The organism is Nonomuraea sp. NPDC049625 (genome assembly GCF_040675285.1).
GTDB classification, from domain to species: Bacteria; Actinomycetota; Actinomycetes; order Streptosporangiales; family Streptosporangiaceae; genus Nonomuraea; species Nonomuraea angiospora_A.
Window position 1 is genome coordinate 103274 of sequence record NZ_JBFAOQ010000002.1, and the last position, 25902, is coordinate 129175.

General features: G+C 71.5%; 23 protein-coding genes and 1 pseudogene. 11 read left to right on the forward strand and 13 right to left on the reverse strand.

What is annotated here, in order from left to right; all coding sequences use genetic code 11:
• Window positions 1-287: 287 nt before the first annotated feature.
• The 6 genes from AB0J87_RS07820 to AB0J87_RS07845 all read left to right on the forward strand — a co-directional run bounded on the left by AB0J87_RS07820 (window position 288) and on the right by AB0J87_RS07845 (window position 7257).
• On the forward strand, window positions 288-1853 hold the full coding sequence (locus tag AB0J87_RS07820) for an MFS transporter (protein WP_363963285.1): 1566 nt from the start codon (window positions 288-290) through the stop codon (window positions 1851-1853).
• Between the two features lie 7 nt (window positions 1854-1860).
• Window positions 1861-2463, forward strand: coding sequence for a TetR/AcrR family transcriptional regulator (locus tag AB0J87_RS07825; protein WP_355206266.1), 603 nt, complete (start codon window positions 1861-1863; stop codon window positions 2461-2463).
• Window positions 2464-2997: 534 nt separating this feature from the next.
• A complete protein-coding gene (locus AB0J87_RS07830) occupies window positions 2998-4797 on the forward strand; it encodes a right-handed parallel beta-helix repeat-containing protein (RefSeq protein ID WP_363963288.1) in 1800 nt (599 codons plus the stop codon).
• The gene (locus AB0J87_RS07835) at window positions 4794-5183 is read left to right on the forward strand and encodes a hypothetical protein (RefSeq protein ID WP_363963290.1); all 390 of its coding nucleotides are present in this window, start codon (window positions 4794-4796) and stop codon (window positions 5181-5183) included. Before AB0J87_RS07830 ends, AB0J87_RS07835 begins: the two co-directional genes overlap by 4 nt.
• Window positions 5180-6397 (forward strand): hypothetical protein, encoded by a 1218-nt coding sequence (locus AB0J87_RS07840; RefSeq protein ID WP_363963292.1) that lies wholly within the window; start codon window positions 5180-5182, stop codon window positions 6395-6397. The genes AB0J87_RS07835 and AB0J87_RS07840 overlap by 4 nt, the downstream gene beginning before the upstream one ends.
• Before the next feature lie 95 nt (window positions 6398-6492).
• Window positions 6493-7257, forward strand: coding sequence for an ATP-binding cassette domain-containing protein (locus tag AB0J87_RS07845; RefSeq protein ID WP_363963294.1), 765 nt, complete (start codon window positions 6493-6495; stop codon window positions 7255-7257).
• A 13-nt stretch (window positions 7258-7270) separates the two neighbouring features.
• On the opposite strand, the gene AB0J87_RS07850 is transcribed toward AB0J87_RS07845, so the two are convergent.
• Window positions 7271-8041 (reverse strand): protein phosphatase 2C domain-containing protein, encoded by a 771-nt coding sequence (locus AB0J87_RS07850; RefSeq protein WP_363963296.1) that lies wholly within the window; start codon window positions 8039-8041, stop codon window positions 7271-7273.
• 71 nt (window positions 8042-8112) lie between these two features.
• Between AB0J87_RS07850 and AB0J87_RS07855 the strand changes: the two genes are divergently transcribed.
• Both AB0J87_RS07855 and AB0J87_RS07860 read left to right on the forward strand, forming a co-directional pair.
• Window positions 8113-9135 carry a sigma-70 family RNA polymerase sigma factor gene (locus AB0J87_RS07855; protein ID WP_363963298.1) on the forward strand — a complete coding sequence of 341 codons (1023 nt, stop codon included), beginning with the start codon at window positions 8113-8115 and terminating at the stop codon, window positions 9133-9135.
• Between the two features lie 63 nt (window positions 9136-9198).
• A complete protein-coding gene (locus tag AB0J87_RS07860) occupies window positions 9199-9999 on the forward strand; it encodes a nuclear transport factor 2 family protein (RefSeq protein ID WP_363963299.1) in 801 nt (266 codons plus the stop codon).
• Here the strand turns inward: AB0J87_RS07860 and AB0J87_RS07865 are convergent.
• Window positions 9996-10358, reverse strand: coding sequence for a MerR family transcriptional regulator (locus AB0J87_RS07865; protein WP_350728754.1), 363 nt, complete (start codon window positions 10356-10358; stop codon window positions 9996-9998). The genes AB0J87_RS07860 and AB0J87_RS07865 overlap by 4 nt on opposite strands.
• Window positions 10359-10426: 68 nt before the next feature.
• Here AB0J87_RS07865 and AB0J87_RS07870 point away from each other — a divergent pair, with 68 nt between their 5' ends.
• Window positions 10427-11065: an SDR family NAD(P)-dependent oxidoreductase gene (locus AB0J87_RS07870; protein WP_363963301.1), complete on the forward strand. Its 639-nt coding sequence runs from the start codon at window positions 10427-10429 to the stop codon at window positions 11063-11065.
• 79 nt (window positions 11066-11144) lie between these two features.
• Here AB0J87_RS07870 and AB0J87_RS07875 read toward each other — a convergent pair whose 3' ends face one another.
• The 7 genes from AB0J87_RS07875 to AB0J87_RS07905 all read right to left on the reverse strand — a co-directional run bounded on the left by AB0J87_RS07875 (window position 11145) and on the right by AB0J87_RS07905 (window position 16720).
• A complete protein-coding gene (locus AB0J87_RS07875; protein WP_363963303.1) occupies window positions 11145-11855 on the reverse strand; it encodes a GNAT family N-acetyltransferase in 711 nt (236 codons plus the stop codon).
• Window positions 11852-12922 (reverse strand): hypothetical protein, encoded by a 1071-nt coding sequence (locus tag AB0J87_RS07880; protein ID WP_363963305.1) that lies wholly within the window; start codon window positions 12920-12922, stop codon window positions 11852-11854. The genes AB0J87_RS07875 and AB0J87_RS07880 overlap by 4 nt, the downstream gene beginning before the upstream one ends.
• Window positions 12923-13044: 122 nt before the next feature.
• A complete protein-coding gene (locus tag AB0J87_RS07885; protein ID WP_363963307.1) occupies window positions 13045-13545 on the reverse strand; it encodes an SRPBCC family protein in 501 nt (166 codons plus the stop codon).
• A complete protein-coding gene (locus AB0J87_RS07890; protein ID WP_363963309.1) occupies window positions 13542-13907 on the reverse strand; it encodes a metalloregulator ArsR/SmtB family transcription factor in 366 nt (121 codons plus the stop codon). The genes AB0J87_RS07885 and AB0J87_RS07890 overlap by 4 nt, the downstream gene beginning before the upstream one ends.
• 21 nt (window positions 13908-13928) lie before the next feature.
• The gene (locus AB0J87_RS07895) at window positions 13929-15413 is read right to left on the reverse strand and encodes an acyltransferase (RefSeq protein ID WP_363963311.1); all 1485 of its coding nucleotides are present in this window, start codon (window positions 15411-15413) and stop codon (window positions 13929-13931) included.
• Complete coding sequence (locus AB0J87_RS07900; protein WP_363963313.1) at window positions 15406-16113, reverse strand: alpha/beta hydrolase; 708 nt, start codon at window positions 16111-16113, stop codon at window positions 15406-15408. Before AB0J87_RS07900 ends, AB0J87_RS07895 begins: the two co-directional genes overlap by 8 nt.
• 262 nt (window positions 16114-16375) lie before the next feature.
• Entirely contained in the window at window positions 16376-16720 is a 345-nt protein-coding gene (locus AB0J87_RS07905) for a hypothetical protein (RefSeq protein WP_363963315.1), read from the reverse strand.
• A gap of 708 nt (window positions 16721-17428) precedes the next feature.
• Between AB0J87_RS07905 and AB0J87_RS07910 the strand changes: the two are divergent.
• Both AB0J87_RS07910 and AB0J87_RS07915 read left to right on the forward strand, forming a co-directional pair.
• Window positions 17429-17716: pseudogene (locus tag AB0J87_RS07910) on the forward strand (histidine kinase dimerization/phosphoacceptor domain-containing protein); the annotation flags it as partial.
• Between the two features lie 1154 nt (window positions 17717-18870).
• Window positions 18871-19533 carry a response regulator transcription factor gene (locus tag AB0J87_RS07915; RefSeq protein WP_355206217.1) on the forward strand — a complete coding sequence of 221 codons (663 nt, stop codon included), beginning with the start codon at window positions 18871-18873 and terminating at the stop codon, window positions 19531-19533.
• A gap of 798 nt (window positions 19534-20331) precedes the next feature.
• Here AB0J87_RS07915 and AB0J87_RS07920 read toward each other — a convergent pair.
• The 4 genes from AB0J87_RS07920 to AB0J87_RS07935 form a co-directional block, all read right to left on the reverse strand.
• Entirely contained in the window at window positions 20332-21147 is an 816-nt protein-coding gene (locus AB0J87_RS07920) for a pentapeptide repeat-containing protein (protein ID WP_363963317.1), read from the reverse strand.
• A 120-nt stretch (window positions 21148-21267) separates the two neighbouring features.
• Window positions 21268-23040 (reverse strand): NAD+ synthase, encoded by a 1773-nt coding sequence (locus AB0J87_RS07925; RefSeq protein WP_363963318.1) that lies wholly within the window; start codon window positions 23038-23040, stop codon window positions 21268-21270.
• Window positions 23041-23073: 33 nt separating this feature from the next.
• Window positions 23074-24570 carry a BTAD domain-containing putative transcriptional regulator gene (locus AB0J87_RS07930; RefSeq protein ID WP_363963320.1) on the reverse strand — a complete coding sequence of 499 codons (1497 nt, stop codon included), beginning with the start codon at window positions 24568-24570 and terminating at the stop codon, window positions 23074-23076.
• An 85-nt stretch (window positions 24571-24655) separates the two neighbouring features.
• On the reverse strand, window positions 24656-25849 hold the full coding sequence (locus tag AB0J87_RS07935; protein ID WP_363963321.1) for an MFS transporter: 1194 nt from the start codon (window positions 25847-25849) through the stop codon (window positions 24656-24658).
• Window positions 25850-25902 lie beyond the last annotated feature (53 nt).

Consider the following 25902-nt stretch of genomic DNA (forward strand, 5'->3'; position numbering starts at 1 on the left):
CGGTCACAGCCGGCGCCCGCGGGCGCCGGCTGTCGCCGCAGCCGAGGGCTTGGGCGCGCTTCCTTGCCGGCGGCAGGAGCGAGGACAGCCGGAGATGGCCGGAGAGAGCGGGAGACAGCTGGGCGGGGATGATCCCGAAGCGGCGGCCGACCGCGGTCAGCACCTCGGCTCGCGAGCGTTGGCGAGAGTTAACCCAGGGTTTACGAAACGGGACCGTTGCGTATCGGAATAGCTTGCGATACGGTGTCGTTGCGAAACTCGTACGTATCGAAATTGGGGGGCTCTTCGTGAGAGACGTAGTAGTGGACCCGAACGCGGGCCATCCACGCCGATGGGGGATCCTCGGCGTGCTGGTGTTCAGCCTGCTGGCCGTCGTGCTGGACAACACCATCCTCAACGTGGCGATGAAGACCATCGCCGACAAGACGGTCGGCTTGGGGGCGACGCAGAGCGAGCTGGAATGGGCGATCAACTCCTACACGCTGGTGTTCGCCGGGTTGCTGTTCACGTTCGGGGTGATCGGCGACCGAACAGGGCGCAAGCGGATGTTGTTCATCGGCATGGCGCTGTTCGGCCTGGCCTCGCTCGCCAGCGCCTACTCGCAGGATCCGATGCAGTTGATCCTGGCGAGGGCGGCGATGGGCATTGGCGGGGCGGCGATCATGCCGGCCACCCTGGCGATCATCTCCAACGTCTTCCCGCCCGGTGAGCGGGGCAAGGCGATCGGCGTGTGGGCCGGTGGTGTGGGTCTCGCGGTGGCGATCGGGCCGATCACGGGTGGTCTGCTGATCCAGCACTTCTGGTGGGGCTCGGTCTTCCTGATCAACGTGCCGATCGTGATCATCGCCATGATCCTCATCGCGACCCTCGTACCGGAGTCGCGTGACCCGAAGCCGTCCAGGCTGGACCCGGTCGGTGTGCTGCTGTCGATCATCGGGTTGGTGGCCGTGGTGTACGGCATCATCCGCGGCGGCGGCCTCGGCACCGTCTTCAGCGCGGAGGTCCTGGTGCCGACGCTGTTCGGGCTGGTGGTGCTGGGTGCGTTCGTGTGGTGGGAGCGGCGCATCGACCACCCCATCTTCGACGTCCGCAACTTCGGCAACGTCCGCTTCAGCTCGGCCATCGGCATGATGGGCATCGTCTTCTTCGCGATGATGGGCGGGATGTTCTTCCTGACCTTCTACCTGCAGACCGTGCTGGGCTTCTCGCCGGTGCAGGCGGGGGCGCTGATGATCCCGTTCGCCGCCGCGCAGCTCATCTTCGCGCCGCTCAGCCAGCGGGTGAACGAGCGGTTCGGCGCCAAGCTGTCGGCCACCGTGAGCATGATCGTGGTGACGGCGGCCCTGGCCAGCTACGCGCTCATGGACCAGGACACGTCGATCGTGCTGATCGAGGTCATCTTCTTCGTCCAGGGCGCCGCGATGGCGAACATCATGCCGCCCGCGACCACCGCCATCATGGAGTCGCTGCCCAGGGAGAAGGCCGGCGTCGGCTCGGCCATGAGCAACACCGTCCGCCAGGTCGCCGGCGCGCTCGGCGTGGCCGTGCTCGGCTCGGTGCTGTCGTCCAACTACCGCGGCGAGATCACGCCCTCGCTGGCCGGCCTGCCCGCCGACGTCCAGCACACCGCGGGCGAGTCGATCGTGCAGACGATGGGCGTCGCCCAGGCGCTCGGCGAGAGGGGCCAGGCGCTGATCAAGCCCGCGTTCGCCGCGTTCGTCGACGGCATGCACGTGACGGCGCTGGTGTCGGCGGTGATCGCGCTGGTCGGCGTCGCGGTGGTGGCGAAGTGGATGCCGGGCAAGACGCGCCCGGTCTCGCAGGCGGAACAGAAAGAACCAGCTGTAGTGTGAGGCAGCGATGACGATCCAGGAATCAGGGACTGCCCGTCCGGCGGGGCGTCCGCGTAGCGAGAAGGCCGAGAAGGCGATCATCGAGGCCACCCTCGATCTGATCGGCGAGGGCATGGGCGTCTCCGATCTGTCCATCGAGGCCATCGCGTCGAGGGCGGGTGTCGGCAAGACGACGATCTATCGGCGCTGGTCCAACAAGGAGGACCTGGTCGTCGACGCCCTCGCCACGCTCAAGGCCCCGGTGCCGTCGCTCACCGGTACGTCGGTGCGTGACGACCTGATCTCCCTGCTCGACGCGATGCGCAGCGAGTCGGGTGTGGCCCGCAACCGCTGCGTGATGAAGATCGCCATGAGCGAGGCCGATCGGTATCCGCAGTTGATGGACCGGTTCATGAAGCGGGCCATCGAGCCCCGGAGGCAGGCGATGCGCGCGGTGATCGAGCGTGGCATCGCCAACGGCGAGCTCCGCGCCGACCTGGACGTCTCGATGGGCATGGCCGTTCTCACCGGCACCATGCTCTGGTTCACCAAGTGGGGTCCGGCCGGTGACCTCGACGTGGATCTCGCCGAACGCGTCGTGGACGTGGCGCTGGCGGGAATGGCCCCCTGACGGCAGGCGGCGGCCACCTGCGCATGTCCCGGGCCTGTGCCGTGTCCTTCGGATGATGGCGCGAGTGCCGTTTTCGGAGGCATGGGACCTCGGGGTGATGACTCCCGGCGGGGGCGTGTTAGCGCCGCCCCCGCCGGGCTTTGCCTTATGTGGGTTTGTGGCAACGGGGGTCCGTAGGTGATCGTTCTGGCCTAGGCAGAACGTGAGCATTGTTCTAATCTCGCGGCCATGCCCCCCATGCGAAAAATCGCGACAATCGTCGTGCTCACGTCAGGTCTGCTGTTATCCGGCGGCACCGCTTTCGCCCATGAGGAGCGTCCGGTGACGCTGCCTGATGGTACGGGGACGGTGCCGGTGCTGCGGCCCGGGGAGCCGGATCTGCTGGTGTGCAAGACGGATAAAGCCGACTTCGAGCGTCGAATCGCGAAATTTCCGGATGAGCTCAAAGCCCGCAACCTCGACCTTTTCGCGAAATGTCAGCAAAAAGGGGTTAGGCACCTCCAAGAAGCCGTCGACCAGGTCGACCGCCCCGGAATGACGATCGCCATTCTCCCCGGACTCTACCGCGAGGAACCCAGCCAGCCCGCCCCCACCGGCGCCTGCGCCCAGCTCCCCGCCCGATGGTCCACGTGGGGCTACCAGATCCTCTCCTTCGAGCAGCAGCGTCAGTGCCCCCACAACCAGAACCTCGTCGCCATCCTCGGCAAGAAGGACCTGCAGATCGAGGGCACCGGAGCCGATCCGCTCGACGTCGTGATCGACGCGGAGTACCGCAAGCTCAACGCCGTCCGCGCCGACCGTACCAATGGCATCTACTTCCGGAACTTCACCGCCCAGCGCACCACGTTCAACTCCCTGTACGTGCTCGAAACCGACGGTTTCGTCATCGACCGCGTCCTCACCCGCTGGAACGACGAGTACGGCTTCCTCACCTTCGCCAGCGACCACGGCCTGTACACCGACTGCGAGGCGTACGGGAACGGCGACGGCGGCCTCTACCCGGGCAGCGCCTCCAACCTGAACGACGGCCGCGGCCACGACGTCCCCAGGTACGCCATCGAGATCCGCCGCTGCAGGAGCCACGACAACGCGCTCGGCTACTCGGGCACCGCGGGCGACTCGATGTGGGTGCACGACAACGAGTTCTACGACAACATGGTCGGCGCCACGATGGACAGCCTCTGGCCCTCGCACCCCGGGCTGCCGCAGAACCACGCCAAGTTCGAGAACAACAAGATCTACGACAACAACCGCGACTACTACCGCTACACCCGCGACGGCACCTGCGCCAAACCCCCGGCCGAACGCGGCTACGAGCGGGGCGTGGTGTGCTCGCAGGTGGGCGTGCCCGCGGGGACGGGCATCCTGGTCGCGGGCGGCAACTACAACGTCTTCAGGAACAACCGCGTCTGGGGCCATCGGCGGGCGGCCTTCCACCTGTTCGGGGTGCCCGCGTTCATCAGGGGCGAGAACGACCTGGCCAAGCAGGCCGACACCTCCGACTACAACCGCTACGAGGGCAACGTGTTCGGCGTGAGCCCGACGGGCGAGCGGCGGCCCAACGGGCTGGACGTGTGGTGGGACGGTCAGGGCACCGGCAACTGCTGGCAGGGGGACACGGGCGCGTCGTCGCCCGCCGTCCTGCCGGTCTGCGCCGCCACGGCGCCCGCGCTGTCTGGCGGCGCGAACCGCCTGCTGGCCGAGCCCGTGAAGCTGATCAAGCTGTACCTGTGCGCGGACTTCAGCGCCTCGCAGGCCCGCCTGCCGACCGGCTGCGACTGGTTCGGCGCCTCGGGGCTCGGCAAGGTGGAGACGCAGCTCGCCCTCGGCGGCTCGGCGGTGCTCGGGCTACTGCTGGGGCTGTTCTGGTGGCGTTCGCGGCGCGGCGCGCGGCGGCACGGCGGCGACGGCCGGTCGGGGAACGGCGTGGCGCCCGCGGTGACGGCGATCGTCCGGCGCCGGCATCGGCTGGTCGTGGCCGGGAGCGTCGCCGGGGCCGCCGGGCTCGTGCTCGACGTGGTGGCGGCGGCCGTGGACAGCACGTCGCAGGCCGGGGCCGCGCTGCTGCTCATGGGGGCGTGGTGGCTCTGCCTGGGTGCGGCCCTGCGGGGCAGGCGGCCGGCGTTCGGCCTGCTCACGATCGTGGTGGGGCTGCTGGCCTGCGCCGACGCCTTCGACCGGCTGGTGTACCTGATCCCCGTCGTCCCGCTGGGGCCGGGGTGGATCCGAGGGCTGCTGACCGGGCTCTGGGTGCTCTGCGCGGTCGTGGTGCTGGCGCCGCGGCGCAGGGGCACCGCGCGGGAGACGCCCGCCGAGGCCGAGGTGAGCGCGTGAGCGGATCCGTCCGCATGGCCGGGTGCGTGCTGGCGGGCTGGCTCGTCACGGCGTGCGGGCCGCTGTCGGAGACCCACCACAATCCGGGCAACAGCCACGAGGTGGCCACGGCGGCGCCGAGCGGGCAGGCGTACGCCGTGATCACCGTCGCCCGCGGCCAGGTGAGCCCGCCGCCGGGCTGGCTGGAGGTGGCCAAGGGCCGGCAGGTCAGCATCACGGTGACCAGCGACGTGGCCGACGAGCTGCACGTTCACGGCTACGACATCGAGGCCGAGCTGCGGCCGGGGGTGCCCGTGACCGTGCGCTTCACGGCCGGCCTGACCGGGGTGTTCGAGGTGGAGACCCACAGGAGCAAGCTGGTCCTCACGCAACTGGCGGTCCGGTGACGGCGGGGGTCCTCGCGCACGGGATCGGTACCCGCGGCGACCTGCCGATCCCGCTCTTCTACGCCTACGCGGGCGCTTTCGCGGCGCTCGTCGTCTCGTTCCTGGCGCTCGGGCTGCTCTGGGCCGACTCCCGTTTCCGCGGCGACCGGGCGGGCCTGGTGATCCCGTTGCGCCTGCCCGGCCGCCCGGCGCGCGTGCTGACCCTTGTCCTCGCCGTCTACACGATCGGCCGGCTCGTGGCGGGTCCCGCGGACGGGAACGCGGGGCCGTACCTGGTGTATGTGCTCTTCTGGGTGGGTCTGGTCCCGGCGTCGCTGCTGTTCGGCCCGGTGTGGCGGGCGCTGAGCCCGTTCCGGCTGCTGCCCGACCGGCCCCGGCGCCCGCTCCCGCGCGGGCTCGGCTACTGGCCCGCCGCCGCGGGACTGCTCGCGTTCACCTGGACGGAGCTGGTCGCCCCCGAGCCCGCGGCCCCGCTCACGCTGCTGACCTTCTGCGCCCTGTACGCGTCCACCCAGCTCGCGGGCACCCTGGTCTACGGCCACGCCTGGCTGGAACGCGGCGACCCGTTCGAGGTGTACTCGACCCTCATCGGCCACCTGTCACCCCTCGGCAGAAAGGCGAACGGCGACCGCGTCCTGCGCAGCCCCTTCGACGGCCTCGACGCCATCCAGCCCGCCCCCGGCCTGGTCGCCACCGTCTGCGTCCTGCTCGGCGGCACCGCGTACGACGGCTTCTCCGGCACCCCCGCCTGGGTGAACGCCCTCCAGTCAGGCCCGCTCGGCCGCACCGGGCTCGGCACGCTCGGCCTGCTGGCCGCCGTCGCGGGGGTGGCCCTCCTGTACGCCGCCTGCCTCAGCGCGGCCGGACTGATCGGCGGCACCAGAGGGCTGACCGCCCGCTTCGCCCACTCGCTGGTGCCGATCGCCACCGGTTATCTCATCGCCCACTACTTCTCCCTCCTGGTCATCGAGGGCCGGCACGGCCTCCTCCTGGCGCTCGGCGTGGCCTCCCAGCCCGACCCGAACGCCGTCGAACCCGCCACGATCGCCGTCGTCCAGGTGCTGGCCATCGTGGTCGGCCACGTGGTGGGGGTGGTGGCCGCCCACGACCGCTCCGTCCGCCTCCTGCCGCCCGGCCGCGCGGTCGCGGGCCAGATCCCGCTGTTCGTCCTCATGGTCTGCTACACGATCGGCGGCCTGGCGCTGCTGCTGTGAGCGGAACGGGCCCGACTTCCGGCGGAGATCCGGGGTCTCGGGGTTCAGCCTCTGGTCGGTCGTCCGCCGAAGGGCCCTCTTCTAGCGTCGAAGGCATGATCGAGGTACGGGAGCTCACCAAGCGGTACGGCGGCGTCACCGCCGTACGCGATCTGTCCTTCACGGTACGGCCCGGCCAGGTGACCGGGTTCCTCGGCCCCAACGGCGCGGGCAAGTCCACCACCATGCGCGTCATCCTGGGGCTGCACCGGCCCAGCGCCGGGGCCGCGACCGTCAACGGCCGGCCCTACGCCGCACACCCCGACCCGCTCCGGCAGGTCGGGGCGCTGATGGAGGTCACGCCGGCGCACGGGGGCCGCACGGCGTACCAGCACCTGCTGGCCCTGGCCCGCACGCATGGGATCGCGCCCGCCCGGGTCATGGAAGTGCTCGAGCCGGCGGGGCTGTCCTCGGTGGCGGGGCGGCGGGTGGGCGGGTTCTCGCTGGGCATGCGGCGGCGGCTCGGGGTCGCGGCGGCGCTGCTCGGGGACCCGTCGGTGGTGATCATGGACGAGCCGGTCAACGGGCTCGACCCCGACGGGGTGCTGTGGGTGCGCACCCTGCTGCGGTCGCTGGCCGACGAGGGGCGCACCGTGCTGGTGTCCAGCCACCTGATGAGCGAGATGGCGCTGACGGCGCGGCAACTCGTGATCATCGGCCGGGGGCGGCTGCTGGCGGAGATCTCCGTGGCCGACCTGATCGAGCGGGCTGGGACGGACGCGGTGCTGGTCCGCTGCCCGCGCGCCGCGGAGTTGCTGCAGATCGTGGTGCTGGCGTACGAGACGGGAATCGTCCGGCGCGGCTACGGCGGAGTGACCTGATCGGAGCACGCGTCTACGCCGTGACCGCGAGGAGCACCGCGGTGACGTTGTCGTGGCCTCCCGCGTCCAGCGCCCGCCCGACCAGCGCCCGCGCGTCCACTAGCAGCTCGCCTTGGGGACGCAGGGAGTCCAGGTCGGGCAGGTGCCGCCACAGGCCGTCGGTGCACAGCAGCAGGCGGCCCGGCCCCGGGGGACGGTAGCTGCGGATACGCGGGTCGGGGTCGCCGGCGTCGGCGCCCAGCCAGGCGGAGAGCGCTTCGTGCGCGCCCGTGTCGTCCTCGGTCAGCGCCATCCCGGCACCCTCGTCCGGCAGCCAGTACGCGCGGCTGTCGCCGATCCAGCAGGCCCAGATCCCGCCCTGGCCGGCGATGCCCGCGACGTACGTGCAGGCCGGCGCGGCGTGCGCCGACTCGGCCAGGGCGGCGACCGCCCGGCCCGCGCGGGTCGCGGCGTCGGCGAGCGCGGTTTCCGGCAGCGCGCCCGCCCGCAGTCGCGCCACCAGGGTGGACGCGCCCGTGTCGGCCGCGATGCGGGCGGCGCGCTCGGAGCGGGGCGACATGGACACGCCATCGCACACCACACCGATCGTCCAAGCGCTGTCCCCGGCCAGCGCCATCGCGTCGGCGTTGACGCCGCGCCGCAGCCCGCGGTCGCTGACCCCCGCCCCGCCGCCGGTCGTGATCTCCAGATGTGAGCGGAAGGCCGGTTGGGCCTGGCCGCAGTCCCAGCAGTGGCCGTCCGGAGTCACGGTGCCGCCGCCACAGAGGGCGCAGTGTGTCGTCATCTCCCCTCAATCGTGGCAGAGCGCGGCGATCCGGGCGCGGTAGCTTGGGCGCACCGGGAGGGGGACAGGCGATGGCGGGCGAGGCGACGGCGGCGGGTGAGGCGGCGGTGGGCGAGGCCTCGGCGGCGGCGGAGTTGCTGGCCGCGGCGCGGGGTGGGGACGACCTGGCGTTCGGGCGGCTGGTCGGGCCGCTGCGGGACGAGCTGCGGGCCCACTGCTACCGGATGCTGGGGTCCGTCCACGACGCCGAGGACGCCGTGCAGGACACGCTGGACCGGGCGTGGCGGAACCTGGCGCGGTTCGAGGACCGCGGGTCGATCAGACCGTGGTTGTACAGGATCGCGACGAACAGGGCGCTGACGATCATCGAAAGCCGGAGCCGCCGAGAGCTCCCCGCCGATCTCGACCCGGCCGGTGGCGAGGTGGCGTGGCTGGAGCCGTACCCGGACAGTCTGATGGCCTGGACGGCGGGACTCGGGCCCGAGGCGCGGGCGGTGGCCAGGGAGAGCGTGGAGCTGGCGTTCGTGGCGGCGCTGCAGCACCTGTCGGCCGTGCAGCGGGCCGTGCTGCTGCTGCGCGACGTCCTCGGGTACGCCGCCCGCGAGGTCGCCGACCTGCTGGACACCACGGTCGCGGCGGTCAACAGCGCTCTCCAACGGGCCAGGAAGAACCTCGCCGAGCTGCTTCCCCCGAGCACCCAGCGGCAGACCCTCGGCGAGCTGGGCGAGGCGGGGAGCCGGGAGCTGGCCCGCAGGTACGCGGCCGCCTGGGAGGCCGGGGACGTGGACGCCATCGTGGCCATGCTGGCCGAGGACGCGAAGTACTCGATGCCGCCGCTGACGGCCTGGTTCGAGGGGCGCGACGGCATCCGCGGGTTCCTGCTCGGCGGGCCGCTCAAGGAGCGCTGGCGGATGCTGCCCGCGCGGGCCAACGGGCAGCTGGCGTTCGGCACGTACATGTGGGACGAGAAGCGGGCGGCCTACCTCCCGGCCGGGCTGGACCTGCTAGTGGTGCGGGGCGGTCAGGTGGCGGAGGTGGTGTCGTTCCTGGAGGCCGATTTCGCCGGTTTCGGCCTTCCCGAGGAAGTGCGATGAGTTTCGGGATCCGCCCGGGTTGTACGTCCGGAACGAAGGTATCGACCCGGAAGGACCCCACCCATGTCCACGAACGAAGACCAGATCCGCGACCTCGTCCTGCGCTGGGCCGAGGCGGTGCACCGCGGCGACCTGGAGACGGTCCTCGCGGACCACGCGGCGGACATCGTGATGTTCGACGTGCCGGAGGACGTTCGCGGCATCGAGGCGTACGAGAAGGCCTGGCCGCCGTTCTTCGAGTGGCAGGCGCAAGGGGCGGCGTTCGAGATCGAGTCGCTGGACGTCGTCGCCGGTGACGGCGTCGCCTTCGCGTACGCGCTGCTGCGGTGCGGCATGCCCGCCGACGACCGGCGGCTGCGGCTGACGCTCGGCCTGCGCGAGGAGGGTGGCCGGTGGGTCGTCGCGCACGAGCACCACTCGTTCCCGATCGCCGACGACGGGGCGGCCGTGCGGGAGGTGCGCGGGGTGCACGAGCGGTGGTACGCGGGCACCGCGGCCAAGGACCTGGACGGCATGATGGCCGCCATCGCCGACGACGTCGTGTCGTACGAGCACGACGTGCCGCTCGAGTACGTGGGCGTCGAAGCGGTGCGGGAGGTCTGCGCGCGCGGCCTCGACGAGGGCCCCGACGTCCGCTTCGACATGCCGGAGCTGAGGGTCATGGCGCGGGAGGACCTCGCGGTCGCGTGGGGGCTGAACCGGGTGCGCGTTGGCGGGGGCGGCGAGACGTGGTCGCGGGGGACGCGGGTGTTCGAGCGGCGTGACGGCTCCTGGGTGATGATCCACCAGCACGTCTCCTACCCGTACGACCCGGCCACGGGCGAGGCGCGAACCGACCTGCGCCCCGGCCCTGCCCGGCACTAGGCGGGCGGCAGGACGGTGGCGAGCATGGTGTCGAGGGCACGCTGGGACGTCTGCAGCCGCTCGATCGTCCCGGCGATGCGCTCGCGCTCTTTCCGCAGGTTGTTCACCATGCCCGGGCACGCCGTCGGCACCATCGCGTCGCCGTCGTCGTGGACGCAGGGGAGCAGGAGGGCGATGACGGTCGTCGGGAGTCCGGCGGCGAGCATCGTACGGATGTGGCGCACCGACGCCACGTCCGGCTCGCCGTACTCGCGGTAGCCGTTGGGCAGCCGCACCGGCCGCAGCAGCCCCTGCTCCTCGTAGTAGCGCAGCAGCCGCCTGCTCACCCCGGTGCGGCGGGCCAGCTCTCCGATCTTCATGTGCTCCTTGACCTTCACATCAATGTGACGCCTTAGCTTCCGATCACAACAACGGAAAGGAGCCGATGATGCCTGGAGTTGTGATCATCGGAGCGGGGCCGGGGATCGGCCGGTCCGTCGCCCGCCGGTTCGCGCGGGAGGGGCTGCCGGTCGTGCTCGTCTCGCGTACCGGCACGACGCTCGACCTGGACGGGGTGCTCACGTACAAGGCCGACAGCGCCGACGAGGACCAGCTCAGGGCGGCCCTCGGCGCGGCCGCCGCCGAGCTGGGCACGCCGGACGCCGTGGTCTACAACGCCGCGATCATCCGGCCGGACGCGCCGGGCGAGGTGAGCGTGCGGGCCCAGCTGGACGCCTGGGCCGTGAACGTGGTGGGGGCGCTCGTCGCGGCCGCGCACGTGGCGCCCGCGATGGCCCGGCGCGGCAGCGGGTCGTTCCTCATCACCGGGGGGATGCCCGAGCCCAAGGCCCGGTACGTCAGCCTCTCGCTCGGCAAGGCGGGCGTGCGGACGCTGGCGGCGCTGCTCGATCAGGAGTACGGGCCCTCGGGGGTGCACGTGGCCAGCGTCACCGTGGCCGGACCGGTCGCGCCCGGCACGGCCTTCGACCCCGACGACATCGCCGAGCACTACTGGCGCCTGCACAGCCAGCCTCGGGAACGGTGGGAACGGGAAGTCCTCCACGACGGCACGGCATCACGTCCGTGAGGCTGTCGAGCCGCAGGAGCCGGCGACGGCACGGCATCAGGCTGCCGAGCTGCGGGGTGTGAGTTTCCAGAGCAGGGCATCACGTCGGTGAGGCGGTCGAGTCGCGGGGTGTGAGTTTCCAGAGCCGGCCGATCGCGTCGATCCCGAGCCGTCCGGCCACCCGCTGGGAGGAGTGGTTGTCGGCACTGGTGCTGTAGAACAGGCGGATGCCCGGCAGCAGGCCGGCCCACGCGGCAGTGGTCGCCGCCGCGTACCCGCGGCCCCGGAAGGCGGGCGAGGTCCAGGTGCCCGCCTCGGCCCCCTCGGGGGTCAGCCGGGCGCTGTGGCAGATCGCGGCCACCTGTCCGTCCTCGACGATCATCGCCCAGGGCGCGCCCGCGCCGCCGGCGAGGAGCTCGTCCCACTCCGCGGGCTCCCATTCCGCGGGGCGCAGCGGTCTCAGGCGTGCGGCGTGCGACGGGTCGTCCGACCTGACGACCTCGGCGGGCGCCTCGAACCTGAGCGGCGGACGCACCAGATAGCACGGCCCTCCGGACACCGCCCGCCCGCCGCCCAGCAGGGCGTCACACCGCGCCAGGATGTCAGGCGGGTGGCCGGGGGACGACGGGACGCCTTGGGAGACGAGGTCGAGAAGCTGCGTGGCGACCGGGTCGGGCACGTCGGCGCGGACCGCGGCGGTCATGCCGTCGGCCGCCACGCCGATCACCAGCTCCTCAGGCCCCGGCAGGCGGCCTCGGTCGTCGAGATGCCAGATGACGCCGAGCTCGACACGGAGCAGGTCGACGGTCATGATTCCACCAGTGTGAACGCGGCGCTGGCCGCCACCCGGCCGTTGACGATCACGTCGAGCTCCCGGGTGCCCGGCGGCTCGTCGCGGGTGGTGACCGGGCGGAAGGAATGGCTCTTGCGCACGGTGAACGTCGTGCCCGGCCCCTCCGCCTCCCGCCGGCCCAGGTGGAACACCCGGCGCGAGCCCGCCCGCCGGATCGCGTACTTGAGCAGCACAGGACCCGGCGCGCCCGCCGTGACCGTGACGGCGAAGGCCAGCCTCCCGCCGACGGCCACCGTGTCGGAATCGAGGGCCAGCAGGTCGACCGCGCCGCTGCCCGGGGTGGCGCCCATCAGCGCCAGCGCCTCGGGATGGCCGGAGCGCAGCAGCCCGCGTACGGCGTGCCGCAGCACCTTCTCCACGTGCGAGCCGCCGTCGGAACGCCACCGGGCCAGCAGCTCCAGCGCCATCTCCGGATGGTCCTTGGCCAGATCGTTGACGTGGTTGGCGACCGAGCGGCGGACGTATTCGCTCGGGTCGTCGCGCAGCCGGTCGAGCAGGGGCAGGGTCGGCCCCGGCGCCATCAGCCAGCGCACCCGGGCGCCCCACGGCAGCCGCGGGCGCGACCCCTCGGAGGCCAGGCGGCGCAGATGCTCGTCGGGGGACTCCGCCCAGCCGTACATGATCTTGAGCGCGTCGTCGCGATAACGCTCCAGGTAGGGCCGTACGGCGAACTCGCCTGTCGCGTACGGCGTGAGCACGGCCAGCGTGCCCATCCCTGCCTCCAGGTGATCGAGCCCCTGGACGGCCGTGTGATCGGTGGCCGGCCAGCCACTCCACATGTCCAGCGCGACCCGCGAGGCGCACTCGCGCACGACCTCGGCGGCCTGCGGGTAGGGCAGCGGCAGCGCGTCGTGCAGGGCCGCGGCGACATGCCGGACGCGGTCCTTGAGCTCGAATCCGTCCAGCCCTGTCAGGGCGCGCGCGGTGAAAGCGGCCCGTGGGAACGGCGACCAGGCGGCGGCCAGCCCGTCGGCCAGCACGGATATGGACTCGGCGTTGATCATGTCCTTGAGCGGTTGAGGCACGCGCCCACTGTGCCAGCCGCCACCGACAATCCATCAGCCTGCCGGGAGACAATGCCTCAGCCCTTGCGGGAGGCAATCCCTCAGCTCTGCCGGGACAGTCCTCAGCCCTGCCGGGACAGCTCTCAGTCCTGCTGGGGCAACCCGAGGAAGTAGGGCCGCATCGAGGGATAGTAGTCGTCGAAGTCCGGCGTGGGGGAGCCGTCGCGGGAGGCCACGAGCATGTCGAGGTAGTACTCCCAGCCGGGGCCGACCTCGCCGATCGCGTCCTCGGTGTCGAGATGGTGGACGAACCGCAGCTCCGTCGTGCCGTCGCGCTCCTCCAGCAGCAGCTCGATCCGCCAGGCCCCGAACTCGTCCAGCGCGGACAGGGCCAGCCGCCTCGGCGGTTCGCATGCCTCGATGCGCATTTCGGACCAGGGGGCCTGCTCCTCGTACACCAGCCGGACCTTGATCGTCTGGCCGGGCGCGCCGTGACCCTCCCACGGGCCGAACCAGCGGGCGGTGCGGTCGGGTTCGGTGATGCTGGCCCACACGTCCTCGGCGGGCGCGCGGAACGTCCGGCTGAGAACGAGGTCGCTCCCCTCGCTCGTCCCGAACAACCGGCCGGTGGGGATGCGGTTCATGCTGATTCTTCCTCTCTGCTGCTCTTGGTCCCGGTGGTCGGGCGGCGCTCGCGGCGGGTCCGGTAGACCTCGGTCTCCAGCGCGTCCAGGCGGTGCTCCCACCCGGAGGGCCGGCCGAACTGGGCGAGCCAGGTGATGAGCTCGTCGAACTGCTCGGGTTCGAGCGCGTAGAAGCGCTGCCTGCCGATCAGCTCCGCGCGAACCAGCCCGCTCTCCCTGAGCACCCGCAGGTGCCTGCTCACGGCGGGCCGGCTGATGGCGAACCGCTCGGCGACGTCCCCAGCGGACAGTCGCCCGTCCCTGAGCATCTCCAAAATCTGCCGCCGCACCGGGTCCGCGATCGCCCCTGCCACCTCGTCCACGGTGAAAGCGTAACCTACTGGTTACGCGTTCGCCAAGCTCGTCTTCCTGGACGGCGCCCGCTCGCGAGCGTGGAACGCGACCCAGCACACCGCCAGCGCCAGCCCGAACACCGGCACCCAGCCCAGCCGGGCCAGCACCCACTCCGGCCCGTCGGGCACCGTGTGCAGGCCGGGGAGGGCTTCGCCCGCGAGCAGCCCGAGCGCGGTGACCAGGATCATCGCGCTCTGGTGCCACAGGAAGATCGTCATCGCGGACAGGTTCACCAGTGCCACCGCCGCCCACACGACCGGCCGCCGCAGCGCCCGGCGCAGCGGGCCGAGCAGGAGCAGGGCAGCCCCGCACTGGGCCAGGCCGAAGGAGACGGCCGCGAGCGTAGGTGGGTCGAGGTTGGAGACGGCGGCGCCGGGCACCCCGACCATGGCCGCCGGATACCCCGCCCCGACCACCAGCCCCACCGCTCCCACCGCCCCGCCGACCAACAACACCCACCCGGCGGTACGACTCCGCAGCGCTCCGCGTGCCCAGGCCGCCCCCAGGCAGTACGGCACCAGCCACCCGGCCACGACGTTCACGGAGCCGAGCGACTCGCTCAGTCCGTGGGACTCCAGCCACCCGGCCAGGACCTTTATGGATCCGAGCGAGTCGCTCAGCCCGAGGGACGCCGGCCAGTTGGCCAGGACGTTTGTGGAGCTGAGCGGCTCACTCAGTCCGAGGGACGCCGGCCACCCGGCGAGCACGCTGACGGCGTCGGCCCACGAGGACCCGCCCACGCCGTACCGGACCAGATCGATCACCGCGACGGTCACCAGCGGCCACATCGGGTGTAACCGGGCCACCAGGGGAGTCGCCGTCGTCAGCACCGCGAACACCACCAGGAACCACATCGGCGACAGCACCAGCTTGACCAGCCTGGCCACGGTCACGGTGTCGGCTCCTGCGGCCAGCATCCCGGCCACCGTCACGCTCCAGACCGCCAGCACGACGCCGACCGGCCGGAACAGCCGCGCCAGCCGGGCGCCCAGCCACTGCCGGTACGTCCCGGCCGCCGCGCCCCGGCTCCTCGCCGCCGCGTACCCGCCCACGAGGAAGAACATCGCCAGCGTCTGGAACAGCCAGGTCGCGGGGGCCAGCTGCGGCATGTACCGCAGCGGGCTGGCCACCCGTATCGCGCCGCTGTCGGGCACCAGTGCCGTCACCAGCCAGTGCCCGAGCACGACACCACCGATGGCCACCGCCCGGAGAGCGTCGATGGCGCGGTCACGATCGGGCGGGGTGTCACGCTCGACCCGCCGCACGAGGTCACGCAACGGCGCGAGTACGCGGCGCCGCCCGGTCGCGGCGGCGCGGCCGACCCGCGATGCGAGGTTGCGCACCGGCTCGTCAGCGCAACGCTGCTCGGGCGAGCCGCCGTGGACAGCGCGCCGCCCGAGGTCACGAGAGGGCGCGAGGGCCCGGCGCCGCCCGGGCCGGACGACAGTCGCGTCCGTGTTAGCGGGGTCACGCATGACGGCCCACCTCGCGGACGGCCTGGCCGGTGACGATCCTGGCGATGTTCTCCAATGCCGGCGAACCGGACCTGAGATAGTCGCTGTGCCCACCGCCGCCCGCCGCGAAGACATGGGCACCGAACCTCGGGGACACCGGATCGGTGCCGAACCCGGCAGTGAGGAAGGGCAGACGGAGCCGTACGTTCGGGATGCGCGCGACCCAGTCCCCGCCGCCCCGGCCGGCCCAGACGGTGGCCCTCGTCCGCAGGGCGGCGACGTCGGGCGCGATCACGCCGGGGCTCCCGTACAGGACGATGTTGCCGACATCCAGCCCGGGCGCGGCCCGCGCGCACACCACGGAACCGTACGAGTGACACAGCAGCGAGATCGCGGCGGCAGGCTTGGCGGCGGCGAGCTCCCGTACGAACGCCCGCAGCCCTGGGACGGCCCCATCGGCCCAGCCGGCCGACATCGCGGCCAGACTGACGGTGCTCGGGGTCCGGTACCCGAGCCATGCGATGACGGCGGCCCGCTCCCCGAGCGCCTCCCGCAGCCGCATGGCTCCGCCGCGAAGGAGTCCGTACTTGTCGAGATTGGTGTCGGAGCCGGGCACCAGGACGGCGATCCTGCCGGCCGTTGCCAGATCGCCAAATACCTCGACGGCCCGGCCGCCATCACGCCCGTCGAAGGCCAGGAACCGGCGGGACGCATCCGCCATGTCCCGCAACATCGCAGCCCGCCACAGATGCCCGTACCGGACCGCCATCCGCTCAGCCGCCCGGATGTCCTCCCTGCTCGCGGCATACCGCCGCGCAAGGGCAGCGGGAGCGGCGCTCCGGAGCGGCCCGAGATGATCGGGTACGGGCGCCGCCACGGCCCCCGGCCACGCCGCCCCCGAAACCGGCACGCCCACGGCGACAGCGACAAACGCACCAACCAGAAAACGCCGCCAACTCCGTCCCCGAAGCGCTCCCCCCTCCCTAGCCCTCAGCCACCTCCTCCCACACCCCCACGCAATCCGGGCGCACCACGCCGCCGGCTTCGCGTTGGACGGTGTTTGCCCGTCCGACCAGCTTGTCGGCCTCGCGCACCACGCTGCTCGCCACGTGTTCGGCGGCGCCGTCCTCGCCAACCGGGCGTACCACGCTGCTGGCTTCGCGCTGGTCGGTGTTTGCCTGGCCGACCAGCTTGCCGGCCTCGCGTTCCACGCTGCTCGCCTCGCGTTCGGCGGTGGCATCCCTCTCGGCCAGGTGCGCCACGTCGCTGGCTTCGCGTTGGACGGTGTTTGCCTGACCGACCAGCCCGTCGGCCTCGAGCACCACCACGTCCGCCTGGCTGACCACCGTGGCGGCCTTGCTTGTGTCGCCCGGCCGGCTCGGGTCGCGGTCCCGCGACGTGGGACTTCTTCATTGACTTCGATCACCCAGGCGACGCTGCCGCACCCGACATCCCCGCCACATCGAACCCACGACCGCATTCCAACGACCCAGGGTGGACCCAAGATGTACGACCGTGGTCCGATGCCCCGCCCAACATCACGCAGCTACCATCGGCCCATGCAGGTCACCCCACCCCTCCCGCTCCTGAGGCGGGTGCCGTCCGGCCTCTGGACGGCACTGGCCTGGTGTGCGGGCCTGGCGCTCACGTTCCTGATGCGCGTCAGGCTGCCAGGGGAGGCGGAGCCCACCTACAGCCCCGGTGCGTTGCTCTACCGCTGGGACGGCCTGTCGTTCCTGATCGTGGCCACCGCGCTGGTCGTGGCGGGCAGCATCCTGCTGGACCGCCGCCCACTCCCGGCCCTGACCCTGCTGCTGGCCGCCTCCGCCGTGGCGTGCATGCCCCTGGGCGTAGCAGAGATCCCTTCGGCCCAGTTCCTGGCAGTCGACGCCGCCCTTTATTTCATCGCGGCCACCGCCCCACGCCGTACGAGCATCACCGCCATCATCATGGCGCTCATCACGCTGGCGGGCTATCTAGGGACGCGGCTGCTCTTCGGCTGGGTCGTCGGGACCTCGGCGGAGCTCGCCGTGGCCATGACGGCCGTCATCGCCTGGCTGGTCGGCCGCTCGGTGCACCAGGCCCATGACCACGCCGAGAGCCTGCGGATCCAGGCCACCGCCCAAGCCATCACCAGCGAACGCCTCCGGATCGCCCGCGAGCTCCACGACATGGTCGCGCACAGCATCGGCATCATCGCCCTGCAAGCGGGTGCCGCCCGGCGAGTGATCGACACTCAGCCCGTACGCGCCCGCGAAGCGCTGGGCGAGATCGAGACGGTCGGCCGCGAGACACTGTCCGGCCTACGCCGGATGCTGGGCGCCCTCCGTCACCCCGAGCCACCCCACCCACGAGAAACGACACCCACCACTCACCCCAATCCAGCCCAGCCATCGCAAAGCGAGTCCTCCGCCCGCTCCGCACCGGTCGACCAGCAACCCGGCACGCTTCCCATTCCAGCCCAGCCATCGCAGAGCGAGCTGTCCGGCCACTCCATGCCGGTCGACCAGCAACCGGGCGCGCTGCCCGATCGGCCCGCACCGACCGAGCAGCGACCGGACGCGTCGTCCAACCGCTCCGCGCCGGTAGAAGCAGGCCCCGCACCTTCGACAGCCCCGCTCGACTCGGGCCTTGCCCCGGCTGGGCTGGCTGACCTGGAGCGGCTTGCCGCGACGACGACGGCTGCCGGTGTTCGGGTCCAGGTGCGCTGGCGGGGTGTACGGCGTTCGCTCCCCCCGGAGATCGACATGTCCGCCTACCGCATCGTCCAGGAGGCGGTCACCAACGTCACCCGCCACGCCGAGCACCCCTCGTGCCAGGTGACCATCGACTTCGGTGATGAGGAGCTGGCCATCGAGGTCATCGACCCCGCACCCAGCCCCCACCCCAGCCTTCCCCCGAACCCTAGTCTGGCTCTTTCCTCGGGCACCATCCCGGCCCTTCCCTCGGGTCCCAGTCTGGTTCTTTCCTCGGACCGTAGTCCGGCTCCTTCCTCGGACTCCGGTTCGGATCTTTCCGCGGGCTCGAGTTCAGGTCTTTCTTCGGGCCGCAGTCTGGCCTTGGCCTCGGACTCTGGTGCGGGCGTTTCCTTGGGCCGTAGTCCGGGTCCTTCCTTGGACCCCGGTTCGGGTTCTTCCCCGGACCCCAGCCGGGGCGTTGCCGCAGCTCCCGCTCACGATCTCAACTCCGCCGTCGACCCCACTTCCCCCTTCGGTTCCAGTTCCGACGCCAGCCTCAGTCGGGGCTCCGGGCCTGGGTTCGGTGCTGTCACTGCCCATAGCTCCGGCTCTGGTGCTGGGCGTGGTTTTGGGTTTGGGGGTGGCCGAGGGCCAGGTCGGGGGCGTAAGGCGGGGGTTGGGTATGGTCTGGTCGGGATGCGCGAACGAGTGGCTCTGTTGCATGGCGTCTTATCTGCCGGGCCACGTCAGGAAGGCGGGTTTCGGGTGGTGGCACGCTTGCCCGCACCGGCGCGGGTGCGATGAACGTCCGTGTCCTGCTGGCCGACGACCAGCCGCTCATTCGGACCGCCCTGCAGATGGTCATCACCGACGCGCCGGATCTCGAGCTCGTCGGCGAGGCGGGAACGGGCACGGAGGCGGTTCGCCAGACCGAGGAACTGCGGCCCGATGTTGTGGTGATGGACATCCGCATGCCTGGCATGGACGGCATCGAGGCCACCCGTTTGATCACGGCCGGCCCCACCGATGCCCGCGTCATCGTCCTGACGACGTTCGACGAGGACGATTACGTGTACGGGGCGTTGCGGTCCGGGGCGTCGGGGTTTCTCGTCAAGGACATGGCGCTTGATGACATTCTTGCGGCGATTCGCGTGGTCGCTGCGGGAGATGCCCTGATCGCGCCTAGTGTCACCCGTCGGCTGATCGAGGAGTTCGCTGCTCGCCCTCAGCCCGGTCCTCACCATCGGTCCCTCGACGGCATCACCGATCGGGAACGCGAGGTGCTGACCCTCATCGCCCGTGGGCTGTCCAACACGGAGATCGCCACCGACCTGGTTCTGAGCGTTGCCACGATCAAGGCGTACGTGACGAGGCTGCTGACCAAGCTGCACGCCCGTGATCGCGTTCAGCTCGTCATCATCGCCTACGAGGCGGGCCTGGTGTCAGCGTCCCGCGACGGATAGGTCGCTTTGCGACGACGAGCCCCTCGCCGGGTGACGTAGTTTCCGGCAGGCGTCTGGCGAGAGGCTTTCCCTCGCGTGGGGGAGGTCTGTCGGAGGGGGTCGGTTGGATCTGCCGGGAGAGGTCCGCTGGAGGGGGTCGTCGGGGGTGGTCGGCCGAGAGGGGCGCTGGGGGGTGGTCGGCCGAGAGGGGCGCTGGGGGGTGGTCGGGCTAGGGCTGCCGGAGCGATGGGCAGGGACATCGGACCGTTAAGGCCGGACCGGACACTTGCGGGCGGGAGGAACTCCGGGCGGGAGGAACCCCGGACCCCGCATCCCCGGACCCCGCATCCCCGGACCCCGCATCCCCGGACCCCGCATCCCCGGACGCCGGAGGACGGGCCACGGGCTGCGGGCCACGGGCTGCGGGCCACGGGCACAGGACCGCGGGGCACGGCCCCGGACCCCGACCCCGGGCCACGGGCCAGGGGCCACGGGTCCACGGGTCCACGGGTCCACGGGTCCACGGGTCATGGATCCCCGGGACGACGGACCGCGGACCACGGACCCTGGGTCCCGGACCCCGGGTTCCAGGACCGCGGAGCACGGGTCGCGGAGCACGGAGGACGGACCGCGGAGGACGGACCGCGGAGGACGGACCGCGGAGGACGGACCGCGGAGGACGGACCGCGGAGGACGGGTCCCGGGCCGCGGACCTCGGGCACGAGCCGTGTCGTCCGGGTGCGGCGTGAGCGAGGGGGACCAGAATGCTTGACACCGTTCGGAGTGTTCGGTGAGCGATGTGCGACTCAGGGTCAGCCCTCAGGACGGTAGGCCGAGTGCGCCTTCCAGGTGGGCCTTGCGGAAGGTTGTGCCGTCCAGTTGGGCGCCGGTGAAGTCGGCCTGGCGGAGGTCGGCGCCGGTGAAGTCGGCTGTCCGGAGGTCGGCGCCGGTGAAGCGGGCTTGAGCAAGGGCGGCGTTCTTGAAGTGGGCCGTACGGAGGTCGGCGTTGGTGAAGCGGGCCTGGGACAGGGTGGCGTCCGTGAAGTCGATGCCGCGCAGGTCCGTGCCCGACAGGTCGGTGGTGCGGAGGGTGACGCCGTCGGCGGCCACGGGGCCGGTGGAGACGGGGCCGCGGTCGGACTTGCGGTCGCGGCGGCCGAGCACGGTCAGGGCGGCCTCGACGGTCAGGTGGGGGCGGGGGGTCGCCTGGCCGCGGGCCCGGTCCTGCAGGTACGCGGCGATGCTCAGGGTCACCTTCCAGGCGAAGGGCGGCGCCTCGTGGGAGATGTCCTCCAGCTCGTAGAGGCCCTGGACCCGGGCGCTGGAGTCGCTGGACCTGAGGTCCTTCAGCGCCTGGTCGTAGCGCGCCTGAAACTGCTTCTGGGTCTCGAGCGAGACGGTCTGGGAGCTGAAGTAGAACGTGCCGACCAGGCCGGCGAGGGAGAGCGCGGCGGTGACGAGGGAGCCGACCTGCATGAGCATCGTCCGGGTGGCGGTCACCGCCTCGGCCCGCTGGTCCGGCGCAAGCGCTTTGACGTCCGCGGTCATCCGGCGGGTGACCGGGCCGAGCAGCGCCCCGACGGCCACGGCCGAGCCGGCGACCACAACCCCGAGCACGATCATCAGAAATGTCATGGTGCGCCTCTTCCGCTGATAAGGCCCGGCGTCCGAAGGATCGGCCGGGCCATATTAGCGGCGAGGTAATGGCTATTTCTTGGGTTGATCGTCGTGTTGGGATAAGAGCCCTATGGCCGATTAATCGGCGGTTTCGCGCCATCTGTTGGTGATGGGGAGGCGGCGGTCGCGGCCGAAGTTCTTCGGGGTGATCTTGGGGCCGGGCGGATACTGGCGGCGCTTGTACTCGGCCAGGTCGACCAGCCTGATGATCCTCGTGACCAGCTCCGGATCGTGGCCGGCCGCGATGAGCTCCGTCGAGCCCATGTCCTTCTCCACGTAATCGTCCAGCAGGCGGTCGAGGATTTCGTACGGCGGAAGGGAATCCGTGTCGCGCTGGTCGGGGCGGAGCTCGGCGCTCGGCTCCTTGGTGATGGAATTTTCGGGAATGGGGGTTTTCGCGTCGAGCAGGAATTGCGGCAGCGAATTGGCGTTGCGCCACCTCGACAGTTCCCACACCATCGTCTTCGGGACGTCCTTGATGGGGGCGAAGCCGCCGGCCGAGTCGCCGTAGAGGGTCGAGTAGCCCGTCGCCAGCTCGCTCTTGTTGCCGGTCGTCAGGACCAGGTGGCCGTGCTGGTTCGACAGGCCCATGAGGATCATGCCGCGTACCCTCGCCTGGAGGTTCTCGGCCGCCAGGCCCGAGAGCTCGATCTCCTTCTCGATGGCGTCGACGATGTCGGCGATCGGGGCGATCCGGGAGTTGACGCCCTGCCTGCGGACGAGTTCCTCGGCGTCGGCCAGGGAGTGGTCCGAGGAGTAGCGGGACGGCATGAGGACCACGTTGACGCGCGAGGGGCCGATGGCGTCGGAGGCGATGGTGGCGGTCAGGGCCGAGTCGATGCCGCCGGACAGGCCCAGGATGACCGACTGGAAGCCGTTCTTGGCCACGTAGTCCCGCACCGCCAGGACCAGGGCCGCGTACACCTCGCCGTGCAGGTCGAGGTGCTCCGCGATCGCCGCGGGAGCCGGTTCGTACGGCTCCAGGGGGTCCGAGGAGAGCACCAGGCGCTCGATGGTGATGGTGGAGCCGTCGCCCGCGTCGTACGGGAAGAAGCCCGGCTCGGCGTCCGAGACCGGCAGCTCCAGATCGACGGTCAGCAGCTCCTCCCGGAACTGGCCCGCCCGTGCCACCAGTTCGCCCGAGGCGTCCACCACGATCGAGTCGCCGTCGAAGACCAGCTCGTCCTGGCCGCCGACCTGGTTGACGTAGACGAGGGCGCAGCCCGCCTCGCGGGCCCGGCGCGCGCACAGCTCCAGGCGTACGTCGTCCTTCTCCTTCTCGTACGGCGAGGCGTTCGGCGAGATCAGCAGCCCGGCACCCGCCTGGCCCACGACGGACACGGGGCCGCCCTCCTGCCAGAGGTCCTCGCACACCGCGATCGCCACGTCCACGCCGTGCAGCCGGAAGATCGGCAGCCGGTCGCCGCGCACGAAGTAGCGGTATTCGTCGAACACCCCGTAGTTGGGCAGGTGGTGCTTGGCCGTACGGGTCACCACCTGGCCCTTGTGGAGCACAGCGGCCGCGTCCAGCGGGGCGCCCTTCGGCTGGCCGACCCTGGGCGCCAGCCCGGCGCGGTCCACGTAGCCGACCACCACCGGCAGGTCGCCCAGGCCCTCCCGCTCCAGCCTGCGCGCCACCTCCTCCAGGGTCCGGATGCTGGCGTCCACGAAGGACGTACGCAGCACCAGGTCCTCCACGGGATAGCCGGTGAGGAACATCTCGGTGAAGACGACGAGGTGGGCTCCACGATCGGCGGCGTCGCGGGTCCACGCGATCAGCCGCTCGGCGTTGCCGTCAAGGTCGCCGACGGACGGGTTCATCTGGGCCAGGGCGATACGCAGTTGTGCCACGTCGCCAAGCCTAGTACGGCGCGATTTTTATCGTCAAAGCGACGAAAAGGAAGTCTTTTCCCCGGGTGTCACAAAACCTGACTCATAAGCGGCCATAACCAGCTGTGCGCGGTCGAACAGCCCGAGATGCTCCAAGAGCGACTTGACCATGATGGCCACCTCCTCCTCGGACAAGGAGAGCGTCTGGCCGATCTGGCGGTTCGTCAGGCCGCGGGCGACGAGTTTCAGCACGTCGAGCTGGGAGTCGGCGAGCCCGGCCAGCGCCGGGGGAGAGGCCGGGTCGACGCGTCCCGCGAACCCCGCGATCAGCCGGGTGGTGATCGTCGGGTCGATGAGCGCGTCCCCGGCGGACGCGGCCCTGATCGCGGCCAGGAACTGCTCGGGAGCCGACGTTTTCAGGATGAATCCACTCACTCCTGCACGCAGTGCCGCATAAAGGTTCTCGTCGCTGCCGAACGTGGTCATCATGATCACCTTCGGCGGCCGGTTTTCGGACAGGATGCGGCGGGCGGCGGCCAGGCCGTCCAGATGGGGCATCTGGATGTCGAGCAGCACCACGTCGGGGCCGGTCTCGGCCACGAGCGCGATCGCCTCCTCGCCGTTGGTCGCCTCGCCGACCATCGTCACCCCGGGCTCGGCGTCCAGCATCGCCCGCACGCCCGCCCGTACGAGCGCCTGGTCGTCGGCCACCACGACCCGCAGCGGCGCGGTGCCGGGCACGGTGGCGGAAACGGTGGCGGAAACGGCGGCGGGCGCTTCCACCAGAACCTGCTCCTCGGGGGCCGGGGACTCCAGGCGCTGGGCGAGCATGTCGGCCTCCAGGCGCTGCAGCCCGGCCGACAGGTCGAGGCCCAGCTCGTCCCGCCACACCGAGCGCGCCCTGCGCAGCGCCCCCAGCGCGTCGCCCTGGCGCCCGAGCCCGTACAGGCCCGTGGCGAGCAGCCGCCAGGCTTCCTCCCGCAGCGGGTACGCCGACGCGTGCGCCTCCAGGTCGGCCACCAGCGACGTCGCCCGGCCCAGCGCCAGGCCGGCCCCGGCCCGGCGCTCGACGGCGATCAGGCGCAGCTCCTCCAGCCTGCCCGCCTCCGTGGCGGCCCAGCTCAGCTCGCCGAACTCGGCCAGCGCGGGCCCCCGCCACAGCTCCAGCGCCGTGTCCATGGCCGCCCACACCCGGCCCGGGTCGCCTTCCGACTTCACCAGGGCCTCGAACCGCCACGCGTCCACCTGCTCGGTCGCGGCCCGCAGGGCGTATCCGGGCGGTGCGGAGACCAGGACGCGGGCCTCCTCGCGGGGCGCGCGATCGGGTTCGAGGGCGCGGCGCAGGCGGGAGACGTATCCCTGGATGGTGGACAGGGCCTGTGCGGGCGGCGCGCCCGGCCAGAGCTCGTCGATGAGGGTGTTCACGGGTACGGCGCGGCCGCCGGCGACGAGCAGGCGCGCGAGCACCGCCCGCTGCCGCTGGCCGCCGAGATCGAGAGGGGCGCCGTCGGCCCAGGCCTGGAACGGTCCCAGCGCGGTGAATGTCAGCATGTCAGGCGTAACTTTAGAGGGAGACGGTTCCTGGGTATATGGCGAATTCTCCCAAGGTACGAGTCTCCCGCTGCCCGCGACGCCGTCAGCGGCGTCTGATCGCGGGTCCGAGCAGCAGCATGCCCGCGGCCGACAGCACCCCCACCCCGCCGATCGTGAACCACAGGGCCTGGGAGCCGATCTCCAGCAGGCGCCCGCCGATCAGCGGCGCCAGCACCGCCGCCAGCGACCACGAGAACCCGAACAGCCCCGAATACCGCCCCCGCAGCTCGGCCGGCGCCAGCGTGGCCACGATCGCGCCCGGGATGCCCGCCGTGATGACCTCGCCCGCCGTCCACACCACGATCGTCACCACCAGCCCGAAGGTGGTCTCGACGAACGCCGTCATCGCGAACCCGAGCGCCATCACCGCCAGCCCCAGCGCGAACATGCGGGCGGGGTCCCGGCGCCCCAGCCACCCCGACACCAGGGGCTGCACGATGACGATCAGGATCCCGTTCAGGGCCATGGCCACCCCGAACTCCCCGGCCGACAGCCCCACGACCTTCGTCATCGCCACCGGCAGCATGGTGAACGTCTGCGAGTAGACCAGCGCGTTCCCCAGCGCCACCAGCGTGAACCCGATCATCACCCGGTCCCGCAGCACCACGCCGAACCCGCCCGCGGACTCCCGCGCCGCCGGCCTGGTCTCGGGGACGGCCCGCCACACCAGCACGGCGAAGACCACGCTGGACAGCGCGTCGATCCAGAACAACCAGAGGAACCCGAGGCCGGCCAGCCAGCCCCCGGCCGTCACGCCGACCGCGTACCCGAGGTTGATCCCCCAGAACAGCAGCCCGTACGCCCGGGGCCGCTCCTCGGGCGAGACCAGGTCCGCGACGAGGGCGGACGAGGCGGGCCGGTAGATGTCCATCACCAGGCCGAGCACGAGCATCGAGGCCACGACCGCCGGCAGCGAGGTGCTGTAGCCGAGCGCCAGCATGGTCGCGGCCGTGGCCAGCATCCCGCCCGACAGCGTGGCGCGGCGCCCGATCCGGTCGGTGAGCACCCCCGCGACCAGCTGCGACAGCAGCGAGCCCACCCCGAACACGCCCATCACCAGGCCCGCCGCCGCCACCGACAGGCCGCGGCTCTGCGTCAGGTAGACGCCGGTGAAGGGCAGGACCATGGTGCCCAGGCGGTTCACCACCGTGCCGCCCCAAAGGGCCCAGAACGCGCGGGGCAGCCCGCCGATCTGGGACCGGAAAAACGACCTTCGCTCAAGAGTTGTGCTCGACACGCGACAAAGCCTGATATGCCAGGTTTGTGGGGGCGAACGATTTAGTGCAGGCT

What these genes read in the sequence shown, in the direction of transcription:
- AB0J87_RS07825 (WP_355206266.1), top strand. Translation starts at nt 1,861, where the DNA reads ATGACGATCCAGGAATCAGGGACTGCCCGTCCGGCGGGGCGTCCGCGT.
- AB0J87_RS07830 (WP_363963288.1), top strand. Translation starts at nt 2,998, where the DNA reads ATGACGATCGCCATTCTCCCCGGACTCTACCGCGAGGAACCCAGCCAG.
- AB0J87_RS07845 (WP_363963294.1), top strand. Translation starts at nt 6,493, where the DNA reads ATGATCGAGGTACGGGAGCTCACCAAGCGGTACGGCGGCGTCACCGCC.
- AB0J87_RS07850 (WP_363963296.1), bottom strand. Translation starts at nt 8,041, where the DNA reads ATGACGACACACTGCGCCCTCTGTGGCGGCGGCACCGTGACTCCGGAC.
- AB0J87_RS07855 (WP_363963298.1), top strand. Translation starts at nt 8,113, where the DNA reads ATGGCGGGCGAGGCGACGGCGGCGGGTGAGGCGGCGGTGGGCGAGGCC.
- AB0J87_RS07860 (WP_363963299.1), top strand. Translation starts at nt 9,199, where the DNA reads ATGTCCACGAACGAAGACCAGATCCGCGACCTCGTCCTGCGCTGGGCC.
- AB0J87_RS07865 (WP_350728754.1), bottom strand. Translation starts at nt 10,358, where the DNA reads ATGAAGATCGGAGAGCTGGCCCGCCGCACCGGGGTGAGCAGGCGGCTG.
- AB0J87_RS07870 (WP_363963301.1), top strand. Translation starts at nt 10,427, where the DNA reads ATGCCTGGAGTTGTGATCATCGGAGCGGGGCCGGGGATCGGCCGGTCC.
- AB0J87_RS07875 (WP_363963303.1), bottom strand. Translation starts at nt 11,855, where the DNA reads ATGACCGTCGACCTGCTCCGTGTCGAGCTCGGCGTCATCTGGCATCTC.
- AB0J87_RS07885 (WP_363963307.1), bottom strand. Translation starts at nt 13,545, where the DNA reads ATGAACCGCATCCCCACCGGCCGGTTGTTCGGGACGAGCGAGGGGAGC.
- AB0J87_RS07895 (WP_363963311.1), bottom strand. Translation starts at nt 15,413, where the DNA reads ATGCGTGACCCCGCTAACACGGACGCGACTGTCGTCCGGCCCGGGCGG.
- AB0J87_RS07900 (WP_363963313.1), bottom strand. Translation starts at nt 16,113, where the DNA reads ATGGCGGATGCGTCCCGCCGGTTCCTGGCCTTCGACGGGCGTGATGGC.
- AB0J87_RS07915 (WP_355206217.1), top strand. Translation starts at nt 18,871, where the DNA reads ATGAACGTCCGTGTCCTGCTGGCCGACGACCAGCCGCTCATTCGGACC.
- AB0J87_RS07920 (WP_363963317.1), bottom strand. Translation starts at nt 21,147, where the DNA reads ATGACATTTCTGATGATCGTGCTCGGGGTTGTGGTCGCCGGCTCGGCC.
- AB0J87_RS07930 (WP_363963320.1), bottom strand. Translation starts at nt 24,570, where the DNA reads ATGCTGACATTCACCGCGCTGGGACCGTTCCAGGCCTGGGCCGACGGC.